17 protein-coding genes are annotated in these 15,245 nt (G+C 38.2%); 14 read left to right on the plus strand and 3 right to left on the minus strand.

Going from position 1 to position 15,245, the window contains the following annotated elements; genetic code table 11:
- The first annotated feature begins 36 nt into the window (after positions 1-36).
- Positions 37-1,284 (plus strand): FAD-dependent oxidoreductase, encoded by a 1,248-nt coding sequence (locus tag ACNR9Q_RS12700; protein ID WP_419211594.1) that lies wholly within the window; start codon positions 37-39, stop codon positions 1,282-1,284.
- Positions 1,285-1,287: 3 nt separating this feature from the next.
- Here ACNR9Q_RS12700 and ACNR9Q_RS12705 read toward each other — a convergent pair whose 3' ends face one another.
- Positions 1,288-3,459, minus strand: a complete 2,172-nt coding sequence (locus ACNR9Q_RS12705; protein WP_419211595.1) for a DUF5916 domain-containing protein — start codon at positions 3,457-3,459, stop codon at positions 1,288-1,290.
- 519 nt (positions 3,460-3,978) lie between these two features.
- Between ACNR9Q_RS12705 and ACNR9Q_RS12710 the strand changes: the two genes are divergently transcribed.
- Together ACNR9Q_RS12710 and ACNR9Q_RS12715 are read left to right on the plus strand one after the other, a co-directional pair.
- On the plus strand, positions 3,979-5,091 hold the full coding sequence (locus ACNR9Q_RS12710) for an alkene reductase (RefSeq protein ID WP_419211596.1): 1,113 nt from the start codon (positions 3,979-3,981) through the stop codon (positions 5,089-5,091).
- Between the two features lie 76 nt (positions 5,092-5,167).
- Positions 5,168-5,584, plus strand: a complete 417-nt coding sequence (locus ACNR9Q_RS12715) for an OsmC family protein (protein WP_419211597.1) — start codon at positions 5,168-5,170, stop codon at positions 5,582-5,584.
- 71 nt (positions 5,585-5,655) lie between these two features.
- On the opposite strand, the gene ACNR9Q_RS12720 is transcribed toward ACNR9Q_RS12715, so the two are convergent.
- Positions 5,656-5,940 carry a hypothetical protein gene (locus ACNR9Q_RS12720; RefSeq protein ID WP_419211598.1) on the minus strand — a complete coding sequence of 95 codons (285 nt, stop codon included), beginning with the start codon at positions 5,938-5,940 and terminating at the stop codon, positions 5,656-5,658.
- A 208-nt stretch (positions 5,941-6,148) separates the two neighbouring features.
- Between ACNR9Q_RS12720 and ACNR9Q_RS12725 the strand changes: the two genes are divergently transcribed.
- From ACNR9Q_RS12725 to ACNR9Q_RS12755, 7 genes are all read left to right on the plus strand, one after another.
- Positions 6,149-6,778, plus strand: a complete 630-nt coding sequence (locus ACNR9Q_RS12725; RefSeq protein WP_419214280.1) for an SDR family oxidoreductase — start codon at positions 6,149-6,151, stop codon at positions 6,776-6,778.
- A gap of 54 nt (positions 6,779-6,832) precedes the next feature.
- A complete protein-coding gene (locus ACNR9Q_RS12730; RefSeq protein WP_419211599.1) occupies positions 6,833-7,231 on the plus strand; it encodes an FAD-binding oxidoreductase in 399 nt (132 codons plus the stop codon).
- A gap of 3 nt (positions 7,232-7,234) precedes the next feature.
- Positions 7,235-7,504 (plus strand): hypothetical protein, encoded by a 270-nt coding sequence (locus ACNR9Q_RS12735; RefSeq protein WP_419214281.1) that lies wholly within the window; start codon positions 7,235-7,237, stop codon positions 7,502-7,504.
- 55 nt (positions 7,505-7,559) lie between these two features.
- A complete protein-coding gene (locus ACNR9Q_RS12740) occupies positions 7,560-8,060 on the plus strand; it encodes a pyridoxamine 5'-phosphate oxidase family protein (RefSeq protein ID WP_419211600.1) in 501 nt (166 codons plus the stop codon).
- A gap of 166 nt (positions 8,061-8,226) precedes the next feature.
- Positions 8,227-9,420, plus strand: coding sequence for a PQQ-dependent sugar dehydrogenase (locus ACNR9Q_RS12745; protein WP_419211601.1), 1,194 nt, complete (start codon positions 8,227-8,229; stop codon positions 9,418-9,420).
- 129 nt (positions 9,421-9,549) lie between these two features.
- Positions 9,550-10,449, plus strand: coding sequence for a sugar phosphate isomerase/epimerase family protein (locus tag ACNR9Q_RS12750; protein WP_419211602.1), 900 nt, complete (start codon positions 9,550-9,552; stop codon positions 10,447-10,449).
- A gap of 3 nt (positions 10,450-10,452) precedes the next feature.
- Entirely contained in the window at positions 10,453-11,301 is an 849-nt protein-coding gene (locus tag ACNR9Q_RS12755) for an aminotransferase class IV (protein WP_419211603.1), read from the plus strand.
- A 44-nt stretch (positions 11,302-11,345) separates the two neighbouring features.
- Here the strand turns inward: ACNR9Q_RS12755 and ACNR9Q_RS12760 are convergent, their stop codons facing one another.
- Complete coding sequence (locus ACNR9Q_RS12760; protein ID WP_419211604.1) at positions 11,346-11,513, minus strand: Lacal_2735 family protein; 168 nt, start codon at positions 11,511-11,513, stop codon at positions 11,346-11,348.
- A gap of 118 nt (positions 11,514-11,631) precedes the next feature.
- On the opposite strand from ACNR9Q_RS12760, the gene ACNR9Q_RS12765 reads away from it, so the two are divergent.
- From ACNR9Q_RS12765 to ACNR9Q_RS12780, 4 genes are all read left to right on the plus strand, one after another.
- Entirely contained in the window at positions 11,632-12,942 is a 1,311-nt protein-coding gene (locus ACNR9Q_RS12765) for a prolyl oligopeptidase family serine peptidase (protein ID WP_419211605.1), read from the plus strand.
- A 189-nt stretch (positions 12,943-13,131) separates the two neighbouring features.
- Complete coding sequence (locus ACNR9Q_RS12770) at positions 13,132-13,323, plus strand: cold-shock protein (protein WP_027075965.1); 192 nt, start codon at positions 13,132-13,134, stop codon at positions 13,321-13,323.
- A gap of 121 nt (positions 13,324-13,444) precedes the next feature.
- Positions 13,445-13,894 (plus strand): KTSC domain-containing protein, encoded by a 450-nt coding sequence (locus ACNR9Q_RS12775; RefSeq protein ID WP_419211606.1) that lies wholly within the window; start codon positions 13,445-13,447, stop codon positions 13,892-13,894.
- 45 nt (positions 13,895-13,939) lie between these two features.
- Entirely contained in the window at positions 13,940-15,241 is a 1,302-nt protein-coding gene (locus ACNR9Q_RS12780; protein ID WP_419211607.1) for a DEAD/DEAH box helicase, read from the plus strand.
- The last annotated feature ends 4 nt before the right edge of the window (positions 15,242-15,245 follow it).

A 15,245-nucleotide genomic window follows, 5' to 3' on the forward strand; every position in this document is an offset into this window, starting at 1 on the left:
TTTTATTGCGGTCTTTTCTTTTCCTATTTTTACTTAATGGAAAAGAAATCTACTAAAATAGCCATCATTGGAGCAGGGGTGAGTGGTTTAGTTGCCGCCGTTACGCTTGAAAAACAGGGCTATTCCCCCACTATTTATGAAGCAACGGATAGGGTGGGAGGTCGTGTTAAAACGGATATTATTGAGGGATATCAGTTGGATCACGGATTTCAAGTTTTACTCGATGCTTATCCTATGTCCCAAAAATATTTGGATTACGAGCCACTGGAGTTACAAAAATTTCTTCCCGGAGCACAAGTATTCCATAGTGGAAAGAGCTCTATTATTGGAGATCCACTACGGAGTCTAAGTCTTTTAATTCCTACCTTGACGTCTAAGATTGGCACCTTAGGAGATAAACTAAAGGTTTTAAAATTAAATACACATCTAAAGAAAAAAACGCTGGTGGAGATTTTTGAGGAGCCCGAAACTTCAACAATCGATTATTTAAAATCTATTGGCTTTTCCGAAGAAATAATCACGCAATTTTTCAGGCCTTTCTTTTCCGGTATTTTTTTGGAACCCGATTTGGCCACTTCCTCAAGAATGTTTCAATTCGTCTATAAAATGTTCGGTTCTGGGTCAGCGGTATTACCCAAAGCAGGTATTGGGGCTATTCCTGAACAATTGCAGCATAAACTAAAGCACACCAAAATCATTTTTAATTCTTCGGTGGAAAGCTGTACGGACGAGAAGATAACCTTTTCTGACGGAAAAACAGCATTTGCCGATTACACGATAATTGCTACTGATGCTTCTCCGCTAGTACCTAATTTACGAAAACAGCAATTAGGTTGGCATGCGTCGGATACTCTATATTTCACGACCAAAGAGCTGAAAATAGATAAGCCCTTAATTGGTTTAATTTCTGATCAAGATGCCTTGATCAACAATATTTTTTATCACACGTCATTAGAAACAACCCAAAATAGAAGTGAGGAACTGCTTTCTGCTACCGTGGTCAAAAAACATGATTTGACCGAATATCAACTCATTCAAAAGGTCAAGGAGGATTTAGAAATGTTTTGTGGGATTACTACAGAGCGTTACCTAAAACATTATTCCATTAAAAGGGCATTACCAAAATTAATAGACATTAGATACAGTTTGATGCCCACTGAAACCCGACTTACCGATCGTACTTTTCTTGCTGGAGACTATTTGCTGAACGGTTCATTGAATGCGGCCATGCTTTCTGGTGAAATGGCGGCAAAAGGTATTTTGGAGGTTATTGAAAAAGGCTAAACATCAATTGTTCAACCAATAAGTGAATTTTAGGGTTAAGCCCCAATTACGCGTTTCATAAGGCGTAATTAAGTAATTATTGGTGTAGACGATGAACAAATCAGATGCGGGACTGTAGCGCCATTGAAAGCGTGAGTTGATATTAAAATTATTGCTCTGTTCGTTATACTGAAGCAAATTGGCAAAAAAGAGTTTGTTTGTAAATGTAATATCCGCTTCGGCACCAATTAGCCAAAAATCATTGGTATTCCATGGGGCAGGGAGTTCTATATGATTGTAATTAAAATTCCCCTTTAAACTTACAAAGGGTTGAAATCTGTATCCTGCTTCCCCTGTGATGCTGGTTCTATTGCCGTCTGCATAATACCCTCCTAAACGACCTCCAAAAGCATAGGTAAAAAGGCTTTGGGGCTTGGAAATATAATCCCAACCGAAAGCGTTCCAATTATGTTTGGTACCGGTTGCCAAATTATCGATACGGAGTCCGCTTGGATCAAAAGGGGAGAGTAGTTCCACATAATCATCCGACAAAAAGAATTGTAAACTACTTCGTTTCCTGAAATCTATTTGATAGGTTAAATAGGCAGTATGATCGGTTTCCTTAAATTGTTCGTTAATAAAGTAGACGGCGTTCAATTCCGGTCCATGGCTTAAAATAGGTCCGCCTTTTGGAAAGAACAAGTGTCCTACCTTTCCCGTCAAATTGCGGTACCCACGACGGCGAACAAAACCTACCTCGGCAGAATAATCATCACTTACCCATTCCTCTTGTAATCTCCAATTCCATTTTCTGCTGGTATATTCCAAATGAGCACCTTGTGTAAAGCCACTGTTAGCATCCGCGGGTGCAAAGGATTTTAAAAAAAAAGCTTTACCGTTCCATGCATTATTAGCAGATGCTAGATTGTACTCTACCCCTAAATTCCGGTTATATTTAGAATAAATATCGGTGATAGAGTCGTTTTCTTGCGGATAATTAACAGACTGTTTGTTAACGAACATCATACCAATACTACTGCGGCTGAATATTTTTCGCTGTAAAGACATTACGGCAAAATTCTGACTGGGTTGACCTGTTTCGTTAATGCTTTCCGTTTGCATATCCATCACCCCCAAACGCCAGTTGTCATTTAAGTTACCGCTGATACGGGCACCGGCCTGAATAGGAACGTTCAAGCCTATACGCCTAGAGAAAAAAGGGCGAATCGTCTCATAACCAAAATTAGCGAAGAGATCACCGTTCTCTAAAAAGAACTGTCTACGTTCTGGAAAAAAGAGTTCAAAGCGATCTAAATTCGTGACTTGGCGGTCCACTTCCACTTGAGAAAAATCTGGATTTACGGTTAAATCAAGATTTAGGGAAGAAGTGAGACTGAATTTTACATCCCCACCAATTTTACCATTGGTTTTTGTATCACCCCCAACTTCTATATTGCGTTTTACATCTCCTAGTACATAAGGGATGATAGAAAAATTGGTTCCAGGGGCTGGGGGAGGTGTATCCCAAACTAAAGTGCCTGTGTACGCCAAGGATGCTGTAGGAAATTGACGAGGAATGGGAGTCCAACTCGATTTTTCACTCGATTTTAAATCTAACCTACTAAAATTGATGCCCCATTCTTGCACGCCTTCTTCATAGCGAATGGATTTAAAAGGAACGGCCATTTCAAAAACCCATTTTTCATCATCACGGGTTACTTTTGAAATCCACTTACTATCCCAATTCAAATCAATTTTAGAACCGTTATACATGGTGCCGTCCCATTGGGCACCGTACGCATTAGAACCAAATGAAAAGCCCGTGGTCTGATTATTGAAAGGGTCCAAGAAAAGCAGGAAATTATCATTCTTTCCAAAAGAAAAATCACGGCGTAATGATTCTACAAAATAATTCGCTTTGGTTGCATTGTAGAAGGTCGCCAAAAGGTATAGATGTTTATCATCATAGGTCATTTTTATAGTCGTGGGCTGTGTAGCCTTTCGGCCATCCATGGGTAAAACCATAAAAAAATCATCAGCTTCTTCAGCGTCCCTCCATGCCAAGTCATTTCCAATTCCATCGATTATTACGGGCCCGGATGCCTTTTTGATATGTAGTCGGTAGTCTCTATTTTTCTTTTGAGCTTGAAGCGTCGTCAAAAGAAGTAAGGAAAAAAAAAGTATAGGAATTTTCAAACTATTGGTTGCTTGGTTTAACAGCACAACTTAGTTATTTAATAGCATTTATAAAGTGAAAATTCAAAAATAATTGTAAATAAATAAAGTATTCTTTGCTATATCTTCAACCAATATTAAAAACTAGTAAAGAACAATCAAAAAATTTTAGAACAGTAATGAATACTGGAACGATATCGCTGTTATTCGAACGGTTTAATTTATTGGGCTACATTCAATACCCTAGTGACCCTCGGTTATCTATGTTCAAAACAGGGTTTTAATTAAACCCAGCAGTACAACCGGAGTAAGTGGCAGTAGTTTGTAAAAGGACCGTATTGTAGCCCCCACTGATGCTAAGGCCTTATACGTACAATACTTCACTAAACAAGAGGCATAATCGGAATGTTATGTAATTTTACCTGATGCCTCCTTTTTCTTTTATAACAATATTTTAACCAGACGAGTTAAGAGTTTCAAAGAAATTGTTTGATCTTTACATAAGAAGTTAAAACATTAATTTAATCTGAAAAACTATATATGAGTACGCAAGCACTTTTAACTCCATTTCATAAAAACCTCAACTTGAAGAATAGAGTGGTAATGGCACCTATGACCCGTAGCAGGGCCGCAAACGCCGAGAATAAACCCACTGAAGAGTTGCATGTTGTATATTATAACCAAAGAGCTTCCGCTGGGTTGATCATCACCGAAGGTTCGCAAGTATCCAAAGAGGCGGTGGGTTATGTGAATACTCCGGGTATTCACTCCAAAGCTCAAGTAGAAGGATGGAAAAAGGTAACCGATTCGGTACATAAAGAAGGCGGAAAGATTTTCATACAATTATGGCATGTAGGACGAATTTCACATCCTGATTTTCATAATGGGGACTTACCTTTGGCGCCCTCGCCGATTAATCCTAACGAACAGTCCTATACGCCAGACGGGTTTAAGGATACGGTTACTCCAAAGGAGATGACCAAAGAGGATATCCAAAGAACGGTATCCGACTTTAAAAATGCAGCTAGAAATGCAGTTGAAGCTGGATTTGATGGGGTCGAGATTCATTCTTCTAACGGATATTTATTCCACCAGTTTTTTAACGCAACTTCTAACCATAGAACCGATGAATATGGCGGAAGTATTGAAAACAGGGCCCGATTCTTTTTTGAAACCCTAGATGCTATCAAAGAAGTAATTCCGCAGGAAAAAATTGGAGCACGTTTTAATCCGTCCTTAAACGGTGTTTTCGGAATGACAATGGATGAGGAAACGATTCCGACCTTCGAATACATTATTAAAAAATTGAACGATTACAATTTGGCCTATATCCATTTATCTGAACCCTTCACCGATGTATCTCAAATACCATATGCCGTAGAACATATCGCCAAACATTTTAGACCCTTGTACAATGGCACTCTGATGATCAATGCAGGTTTTGACCAAGACTCGGGTAATAAAGTGATCGAATCAGGAAATGCAGATTTGGTAGCTTTTGGAAAACTGTACATTTCCAATCCAGATTTGGTAGAACGTTTTGAAAACGGGTATGAATTGGCCGATTGGGATAAAGATACGTTCTACACCCCAGGGAAAGAAGGGTATACAGATTACCCGAATTATAAAGAAGAAGAAAAGCAACACGCCTAAAATAAAATGATATGCCGCAGGCGACAATTAGAAAAATCGGAATATCGATTCTATTAATATTAAAATATAAACACATATGAATTTTTCAAGAAAAGCGAATGCAAAATGGGAAGGAAGCGGAAAAGAAGGTAAAGGGTACATAACCACTGGAAGTACCGTGCTCGATAAAACGCAATATTCTTTCAATACACGATTTGAAGATGGAAAAGGAACCAATCCTGAAGAATTGATTGGGGCAGCCCATGCTGGATGCTTTGCGATGCAATTAAGTTTTTTATTGGGTGAAGATGATTTTACACCAAATTCTTTGGATGTTGATGCCAAAGTGGATTTTAAGGACGGAGAAATCGTAAAGGTTACATTGGACTTAAAAGGCGACGTACCAAAAATAAGTGCCGATAAATTCAAGGAAATTGCCAATAAGGCGAAAGAAGTGTGTCCCGTATCAAAACTATTGGATACAGAAATTGTATTGAACGCTAGCTTAGCATAGTAAGTATCTTAATAAATAAAAAAGCAGCCTAATTAGGCTGCTTTTTTTATGCTGAAAACTTATTAATTCCATTATTTAATATGGTCCCTATTTCGTTCTAAATCCTCATTTCCAGAACCTCCTTGACTGTACAATTGATTTTCCTCATCTTTAACAGTTTTACGTGTTTTATTCTTTGGTAAATTTCTTCCCGGAACATCTAAATCAGAGCCGGCAAAATCTACATCCTTTTCTCTTTCGTTTAACTGCTGATCATCACCTTGATCTGTTCGGATATTTTTGGTCTTTTCGCCTAATGCGTTCAAATCTTCTTTTGTAATATCTGAATTGTAGGCTTTCTCTTTCTTATCGCTCATGTTCTATTTCTATGTTTAGTTATTAATTGATTTTAATATAGTGGATTTGACCTTTATGAATTACCCTCAATCCAAGTTATAAGTGCTGTATCCAAAAAGAATTGAACTTCCTATAAATAAAAAGGTTTAGAGCTAATATTTACCCTAAACAGATCAAGTACTATCTTCCTTTATAAGTACCTTACTTTTAATGATAAAGAAAGAAAAAATGGAGAATATATTAGTAGCAGGTGCCAACGGCACCACAGGAAAAAAAGTCGTTAACTTATTAAAAGCATCCCAATATTTCAACCCCGTTGCCATGGTTAGAAAAGAAGAACAATTGGCACAATTTAAAAATGAAGGAATAGATACCGTTCTAGGCGATCTGGAAGAGGATCTTACACATGTGGTCAAGAATGTCGATAAAGTGATTTTTGCGGCAGGATCTGGTGGGAAGAAAGTTGTTGCCGTTGATCAAGAGGGTGCTAAAAATTTAATTGAAGCTTCTAAAAAAGCAAACGTTAAAAGATTTGTGATGTTAAGTTCAATGGGAGCCGATAATCCTGAAGCGGCTCAAGATTTAAAAGAGTATTTAAAAGCGAAACATAATGCGGATGAATACCTAAAACAAAGCGATTTGAATTATATGATCGTTAGACCTGGTTCTTTAACCAATGAAAAAGGTACCGGAAAAATTAGCCTGAAAAGGCATTTTGAAGAACATGGTTCCATCACTCGTGATGATGTTGCACAAACCTTAGTCCATGCGTTGCATGAAAATGCCGGATCGAATGAAACGTTTGAAATTCTGGAAGGTAGCACCCTTATTGGTAAAGCGTTAGATTTCGTTTCCTAGTACATGTACGTCCAGAACCGAACAATTTGAACGAACATAAAAAAGGAATGCAAAATGGCTCATAAAATTAAAATACAGGAAATAGGATTTATTACACATAACGTACTGCAGATTCAGACCGATAGACCCGCTGGATATGATTTTACTCCAGGTCAGGCCTGTGAACTTTCCATCGATCAGCCCAAGTGGAACGAAGAGAAACGCCCCTTTACCTTTACTAGTGTACCGGAGGATGGCTTTCTTCAGTTTACCATAAAAGTCTATCCTGGCCATGATGGGGTCACCGATCAATTGCAAACGTTAGAACAAGGAGATTCGTTATTGATAAGCGATTCGTGGGGTGCAATTTCTTATGAAGGTCCGGGCGTATTCTTGGCCGGTGGGGCAGGAGTGACTCCCTTTATAGCAATAATCAAAGACTTGGCCAGAAAAGGAAACCTAGAAGGAAATTAATTAATTTTTGCAAACCAACGTGAACGAGATATTATCCTTCAATCTGATTTTGAAAAATGGTTGGGAAAAGATTTTATCAATATTCTTTCTGATGAGCGTAGCAACAAATTCACCTATGGTGTGGTTGACAAGTTATATATCAAAGATCAAGTGGCCGATTTAAATAAGAAATTCTATGTCTGCGGACCACCACCGATGATGGATAGTGTTTATAATGCGCTAGTGGAATTGGATGTTCCTAAAAATAATATCATCACAGAGAATTTCGATTAATATGTAATTCCCCTGTTATAGAAAAATCATTAATAAATTTTTAAATACTAAAATCATGGCAACAAAAAATCTTACAAATACAGACGCAATTGAAAAAATAAAGGAATTGGCAACCTCCATAGACTTTGCGTTAATGGCAACGCAATTGAACAAATTGCCTTTGCATTCCATCCCAATGAGCACAAAAAAAGTAGATAGTTCGGGCAATATCTGGTTTTTAAGTGGGAAGGACAGTGCACACAATAAAAACATAAAAAAGGATTCTAAAGTTCAGTTATTCTATGCTAAAGGAATGGCGATGGAATTCTTAACTGTTTATGGAAAAGCTGAAATCGTAGATGACCAAATCATTATCGATGACTTATACCAAAGTAGCGATGACAATTGGTTCGATGGTAAAACTGATCCGAATATTTCGGCCATTAAGGTAATTCCAGAAGATGCCCATTACTGGGATACAAAAGACAACATGTTCGTAAGTTTGATAAAAATGGGAGTCGGAACTGTAACAGGGGAAAAGAAGGACTTAAGCGAACAAGGTGACTTAAAAGTATAAAATAAGTATATTTAGTTTAGAATAAGAAAAGCTGAAGGCAATAGGCTCTTTCAGCTTTTTTTTAGAAAATCAATCAAAAGTTCCTGCAAAATACGAATTTCCGAAAGGTTGAACACTTTTTAAATTGTGAGGATCCTTCAGTATCTTCGCAGTAAACCCAAAAACTATGAAGAAGAAGATATATTTTTTAAAAATAACCTTAGCAGCAGCATTGGCACTCAGCGTATTTTCCTGCAAGGAAACTAAAAAGGAAGAAACTACTGTCGCTAAAGAGGAAGTCCCTATGGACAGTACAGATCTAGCCCTTTTAGAACTCAATCTACCGGAAGGTTTTGAGATAAAAGTGTTTGCTAGGGGAGTAGATGGCGCGCGTTCAATGGCCATGGGCGATAACGGTACGTTGTTTGTAGGTACCCGAAACGAAAATACAGTATATGCCATTCGAGATACGGATGGGGATTTTGTAGCAGACAATGTAATGGTTTTGGATACAATGGCGGTTCCTAATGGGGTGGCCATGCGTAACGGAGATCTGTATGTAGCCCAAGTGGGTAGTTTATGGAAATATCCCGCTGTTGAGGATAACCTAAAAGGAACTCCCAAAAAGGAATTGGTCTATGACGACTATCCTACAGAATTTCATCATGGATGGAAATACATCGCTTTTGGCCCTGATGATAAACTCTATATTCCAGTAGGGGCTCCCTGTAATATCTGTAACCGTACCGATGAGGATGAACGTTTTGGAACTATTACAAGAATGGACCCAGATGGTAGTAATCGTGAAATTTATGCCAAAGGCGTTCGTAATTCAGTTGGTTTTACATGGAATCCAGAATCTGGTGACATGTGGTTTACCGATAATGGTAGAGATATGTTAGGTGATGATATACCACCTTGCGAACTGAATCGTGTGACTGAAGCCGGTCAACATTTTGGATATCCGTTCTGTCATGGAGGTATCATTAAAGATCCTGAATTTGGTGACCAACATCCTTGTTCAGATTTCGTAGCCCCTGCATTACAATTTGGTGCACATGTTGCTCCATTGGCCGTAAAATTTTATACGGACACTATGTTCCCTAAAGAATATCAGGGCAAAGCCTTCGTTGCACAGCACGGTTCGTGGAACAGAAGTAAAAAAGTAGGCTACCGTATTATGATGGTCGATGTGGAGAATGGTGAGGCAACCAATAGTAAACCGTTCATTGAGGGTTGGTTGAACGAAGAAACGCAGAAAGCATCAGGTAGGCCTGTTGATATTTTGTGGTTAAAGGATGGTTCCATGTTGATATCAGATGATTTTGGTGACGCTATTTATAGGGTTTCCTATACTGATACCGCTGTGGCCAGTAAATAAGGAACTTAATTTTCTGATAAACATACAGCAGCCTATAAAAGGCTGCTTTTTTTATTGGTTCTATCAAAAGTAAAATTCATGGCTTATATTTGAATCCATAGAAATTTTATAACTAGTCATCTTAAATCAATGGATCAAATCTATACACGACGTAAATTTTTAAAGCAAACGGGGCTCGCCACAACCGCTAGTATGCTACCCTTATCTATATTTTCAAGTAGTCCGAAATTTAAAATGGGGCTTCAGCTATTTACGATTCGTGATGCGATGGCTAAAGATCCTATTGAAAGTATAAAGTACGCCCGAAGCTTAGGATATGAAGACGGTGAGATTTATGGCTACGATGGTGATAATGACCTGTATTACGGAATGAAATCCAAAGAATTCAAATCGGTTTTGGAGGATTTGGACTTCACTATTTCAAGCGGACATTATGATTTTTCAAGTCGTTTTAATCTCCCAAATGAAGAACTGTTACGTTATGTGGACCAATGTATCGAAGGTGCTAAAACTATAGGAAGCGATTATATTACATGGCCGTGGCTGGCTCCCCAATATCGTACGCTTGAAAATTTCAAAATTCTGGTCGATAAATTAAATACCATCGGAGCGCGCGTAACCGAGGCGGGATTGGGCTTTGCCTACCATAATCATGATTTTGAATTTACTGACCATGATGGCGAAATTGGCTATGATATTATCTTGGCAGATACGGATCCGGATTTGGTTAAATTACAAATGGATATCTATTGGGTTGAACACTCTTCAAAAAAGAGTCCTGCAGAACTGATTGCCGAAAACCCTGGTCGCTATGTGATGTGGCATATCAAAGACATGGATAAGGTAACCCGAGATTATACTGAGATGGGCAACGGCTCTATCGATTATGTGGGGATGCTTTCCAATCTAGATAAAGATGCCTTGCAATATTACTATATTGAACAAGGTGGTAATTTTGCCCAGAATTCCATGCAAAGCATTACCGATAGCGCAACATATTTTAAGAAGAATTTGCAACAATACCTTTAAAACATGGCTTATCCAGATAAAATATATCTCAACGGCAAAATTGTAAACCACGAAAATGCGAAAATTTCGGTCTTTGACCGTGGATTCATTTTTGGGGACGGACTGTACGAAGTCATGGTACAGATCAATGGAACCTTTTTTTATAAAAAAGCGCATTTAGATCGATTACAATCCGGACTTCATAAAATCAACATCAACTATGATTTAAGTTCCATATCCGAAGAAATCTACAAACTTTTGGAAGCTTCAGGATTGACTAACGAGGATTGTCTTTTATACATGCAAATAACCCGTGGGGTAGCCCCCAGACAGCATTCCTTTCCAAAGAATATACAACCTACGGTAATGATGTATGCCGTGCCCAAGATTTTGCCGGATATCAATACCGTTCATGCGCATGTCATTACCAGCTCCGATTTTAGATGGTCGCGATGTGATATAAAAATGACCTCGCTGTTAGGTAACGTGATGTTGAACGAAGAGGCCATGCAGCACGATTGTTATGAAACCGTGCTCGTTCGTGATGGCGAAGTTACGGAAGCTTCGCACTGCAATGTCTTTTTCGTAAAGGATAAGGTAGTTTATACGCATCCGGCCAATAAATTCATATTGGATGGAATTACCAGACAGGTCGTTTTGGAACTTTGTGAAAGTTTAAACATCGAGGTACGGCAAGAACCTGTATCCATTAATGAGATCAATAACATGGATGAGGCCTTTTTAACAGGTACCAGCACCCAAATTGCCTCCATTCAAAAGATAGATGATCATCACTATTACGAGGGAGAACAAGTAGGGCCAATTACCCAACGATTGCAAAACGCATTTTTGAACTTGAAATCAAAGGACTAATGAAGATTGCATATGGTAATTTTTAGCTTCATAACCGCTAACCATTAATTTTCCATCCCTTCCATCTGTTTCATAATAGCATCTGCTTCTGCGGCTTTATCATCGCTTTTAGACCTATTTACGGTAGAGAGTTGATAGGATTCTTTCATTAGTTTTTCGTATTGCGCCTGTAATTTTTCCCTTTCTGTTTTCTTCTTAAATAATCCGAACATTTTTTCTTTAAAACATAACCAATACGTTCTATAACCAAGGTACCCAACTTAATTTGTTTAAGGGTTTTGATCAAAAACCAGTATCTTACTGAGAATTAACTTAATTCACTCAAAAACCATGAAATACAAAATTCTATCATTTCTATTCCTAATACTTTTATTGCAACCCATTGCTGTATTAGCCATCGAACCGGGGACTTCCCAAAATGAAAATATATTTGAAGGTAATTATACCTTGATTTTAGAGGGATATGATTGGGGACCAGCCGCAAAGAAAGTGGTGATTCCCATGTCTGAAACAATTACAGAAACAAAAGCTTCAGATTTTAAGGTAACAGTTCAACGTAGTTTAAACGGCGTGGAAATGAGTCCCGCAGAAGCATCAGGATCAAGGGAAGTTCTTTTCGTCTATATATCCGATGAAAATGGACATCGAATTCCCGAAGGGAAGCATGTTACTTTAGTACTCATGGTGCACCCGAACAACCCTTTGGATTCTCCTATCAAGTATGTCGTTAAAGAGGGTAGGGGTGCTAATCAATGGATTGATTATAAATTGAAGATTAATCATACACCATCCTCTAAAATTTGGGATACTGAAGCAGCACGTATATATAATGATTTAAACAGATTTGATCTAAGTGGAACGCATAGTTTTGAAGGAACCAATTTAACGTACGGTTCTTTCACTCCAAAAATCACTTCTAAAAAATCGCCCTTGATCATATGGCTCCACGGTGGCGGTGAAGGTGGCACAGACCCAAGCATTCCATTAGTAGCTAATAAGGCTACAAACTATGCTACTCCTGAAATTCAAGCCTTTTTTAACGGAGCATTTGTTCTTGCACCTCAATCTCCTACGTTCTGGATGCAAAGTGTTGACGGAGATTACACGCGTGGTGATAAAGAAGATATTTATAACAAAGCTTTATTTAATTTAATAGAAACCTACGTTTCCGAACATCCTCAAATAGATACCAATCGAATTTATATTGGAGGTTGCTCCAATGGAGGCTATATGAGCTTAAAATTGATATTGGAACATCCAGATTATTTTGCTGCAGGATATATTAGCGCTTTGGCCTATTCCAATGAATATATTACAGATGATGAGGTTGAGCGTATTAAAAATGTACCTATTTGGTTTGTACATTCAAAAGATGATACGACTACCGTTCCTGAGCAAACTGTTTTACCATTATATCAACGATTAATTGCCGTAGGTGCACCTAATACGCATTTATCCTATTATGACCATGTCATTGATTTAACAGGAGTGTACGGTGGTGATGCTTATTATTTCCCGGGACATTGGTCTTGGATCTATTCCCATGCAAACGATGCCGATTTTGATTTTAATGGTGAACCGGTACTGAAAAACGGAAGACCAATAACCATAATGGAATGGCTTTCAAACCAAAAAAAATAAACTAAACACTTTTTGAAATACCAATAATGTTATTTGAAAGACTTTAATTAACAACTAATTGGGAAAAAGACCCACTTTAATTAGCCAATTAGGTAATATAAAAATATAAGTGAACTAAATGGCCTTACTCTTGATTAAAGGCTTCACCTTTGTTGCATATTTAATATTATAAATTTTAATTACATTACAATGAGTAAAGGAACAGTAAAGTTTTTCAACGACACAAAAGGATTTGGTTTTATTACTGAAGAAGGAGTTGAAAAAGACCACTTTGTACACATTTCTGGATTAGTAGACGAAATTCGTGAAGGCGATGAAGTTGAATTCGATCTTCAAGAAGGTAACAAAGGATTAAACGCAGTGAACGTAAAAGTTATCTAAACATACATACATTCTAGTTTAATGAAAAGCCCTTCCATAGCGAAGGGCTTTTTTATTACTGATTTTCAGCTTTCCACGTCAGAAAAAAGGACTAATTTCGCAGCCGCAAAAAAGTTGTACTATGAAGCGTATCAATGAATACAAAAAGCTCTTTGGAGTTGAAAAGGAAATCGAACTGAAGACCCTTAAGTCCACTTACAGAAATCTAGTAAAGGAATGGCATCCGGATAAATTCCAGGAAGGGGATGAAAAACGTGCCGAAGCCGAAGTTCAAAGCCGTCGCATCATTGACGGATACCACTTTTTGGTGAGCATTGCTCCTGAAACGTTGGAGGCCAATAAAGAAGTCTATCAAGAAACCATTAACAATTCGGGTATTGCCGATTATCAACATCACGGATTGGTTTTGGAAATTACCTTTTTAGATGGTTCTACCTATGAGTATTTTGGGGTGACCAAACCTATTTTCCAAAAAATGATCAATTCCAACAAATTGAATCGTTTTGCAAAACGGTCTATCTATCCAAATTATACCTACAGAAAATCGAAAAAAGACCTTCAAGAGGCTTAGATTTCGTTTCATCTCATTTAAATTTTATTCGCCACCGGGCATCGCATGAAAAATCAAGAGGATATTTTATCGAAATTGAATATTGATGCGTTGAACCCAATGCAGGAAGAAGCGATTAACGTTATTTCTTCGGCAACGAATTCTATTTTATTATCACCTACAGGTACCGGAAAAACACTAGCGTTTCTGCTACCGGTTTTGGATATTTTGGAGCATGACAATCCAGAAGTTCAAGTTTTAATATTGGTCCCCTCACGGGAACTGGCCATTCAAATAGAACAGGTCATTCGAAATATGGGTTCCGGCTTTAAGGTCAATGCCATCTATGGCGGTAGACCCATGTCAAAGGATAAAATAGAACTCAAGCATACCCCGGCCATATTGATAGGAACACCGGGCCGTATCTTAGATCATTTTAGGGCCGACCGATTTTCAAAGGAAGCGATTAGCACTTTGATTTTGGACGAATTTGATAAATCCTTGGAAGTTGGTTTTGAAGAGGAAATGAGCGAGATATTGAGCGAACTTCCCAACCTGAAGAAGCGTATTTTAACCTCGGCCACTGAAGGGGTTAAGATTCCGAAGTTTGTGGGGATGTTGAATCCTTGCCGTATCAACTATCTCAAAAAAGAAGTTCCATCACAACTGACCATCAAAACCGTAGTATCCCCAGACCAGGACAAATTAAAATCACTGGTACAACTATTACAATTCATTGGTGAGGAACCGGGGATTATCTTTTGTAATTATAAGGATAGCATTGACCAGGTTAGCCTTATGCTGGACAAACACCGTATTGATCATAGTTGCTTTTCTGGTGATTTAGAACAAAAAGACCGGGAACGGGCATTGATCAAGTTCCGGAATGGTAGTAGTCGGTTATTGGTCGCCACCGATTTGGCCGCAAGGGGAATCGATATTCCAGAACTAAAATTCATTATCCATTATGAATTACCGCATCGGGTAGAGGAATTTACACATAGGAACGGTAGAACGGCGCGTGTAAATGCATCCGGCACCGCCTATGTGTTGAAATTGGAAAAAGAATCATTGCCAGAATTTATTCCGAAATCCAAACCCATCGACGTCTCAAAAAGAAAGCTTATTGGAGAAACCTATTGGGAGACGCTTTTTATATCCGGAGGAAGAAAGGATAAAATTTCAAAAGGGGATATTGCCGGATTATTTTTCAAGCAGGGCGGCGTAACCCAAGAGCAATTGGGAGTTATTGAACTTAAACAAGATTGCGCCTTTGTTGCGGTTCCAAAATCCTTGGCCAACAAGTTGGTGGCACAATTGAACAATTCGAGATTAAAAAAGAAAAAAGTACGCATTACGGTACTTTAATTAG

The organism is Maribacter sp. X9 (assembly GCF_048537565.1).
Classification (GTDB): domain Bacteria; phylum Bacteroidota; class Bacteroidia; order Flavobacteriales; family Flavobacteriaceae; genus Maribacter.

Bases quoted from the DNA above. Each gene is read 5' to 3' on its own strand.
- ACNR9Q_RS12700 (WP_419211594.1), top strand. From the start codon at position 37: ATGGAAAAGAAATCTACTAAAATAGCCATCATTGGAGCAGGGGTGAGT.
- ACNR9Q_RS12710 (WP_419211596.1), top strand. From the start codon at position 3,979: ATGAGTACGCAAGCACTTTTAACTCCATTTCATAAAAACCTCAACTTG.
- ACNR9Q_RS12715 (WP_419211597.1), top strand. From the start codon at position 5,168: ATGAATTTTTCAAGAAAAGCGAATGCAAAATGGGAAGGAAGCGGAAAA.
- ACNR9Q_RS12720 (WP_419211598.1), bottom strand. From the start codon at position 5,940: ATGAGCGATAAGAAAGAGAAAGCCTACAATTCAGATATTACAAAAGAA.
- ACNR9Q_RS12725 (WP_419214280.1), top strand. From the start codon at position 6,149: ATGGAGAATATATTAGTAGCAGGTGCCAACGGCACCACAGGAAAAAAA.
- ACNR9Q_RS12730 (WP_419211599.1), top strand. From the start codon at position 6,833: ATGGCTCATAAAATTAAAATACAGGAAATAGGATTTATTACACATAAC.
- ACNR9Q_RS12740 (WP_419211600.1), top strand. From the start codon at position 7,560: ATGGCAACAAAAAATCTTACAAATACAGACGCAATTGAAAAAATAAAG.
- ACNR9Q_RS12745 (WP_419211601.1), top strand. From the start codon at position 8,227: ATGAAGAAGAAGATATATTTTTTAAAAATAACCTTAGCAGCAGCATTG.
- ACNR9Q_RS12750 (WP_419211602.1), top strand. From the start codon at position 9,550: ATGGATCAAATCTATACACGACGTAAATTTTTAAAGCAAACGGGGCTC.
- ACNR9Q_RS12755 (WP_419211603.1), top strand. From the start codon at position 10,453: ATGGCTTATCCAGATAAAATATATCTCAACGGCAAAATTGTAAACCAC.
- ACNR9Q_RS12760 (WP_419211604.1), bottom strand. From the start codon at position 11,513: ATGTTCGGATTATTTAAGAAGAAAACAGAAAGGGAAAAATTACAGGCG.
- ACNR9Q_RS12765 (WP_419211605.1), top strand. From the start codon at position 11,632: ATGAAATACAAAATTCTATCATTTCTATTCCTAATACTTTTATTGCAA.
- ACNR9Q_RS12770 (WP_027075965.1), top strand. From the start codon at position 13,132: ATGAGTAAAGGAACAGTAAAGTTTTTCAACGACACAAAAGGATTTGGT.
- ACNR9Q_RS12775 (WP_419211606.1), top strand. From the start codon at position 13,445: ATGAAGCGTATCAATGAATACAAAAAGCTCTTTGGAGTTGAAAAGGAA.
- ACNR9Q_RS12780 (WP_419211607.1), top strand. From the start codon at position 13,940: ATGAAAAATCAAGAGGATATTTTATCGAAATTGAATATTGATGCGTTG.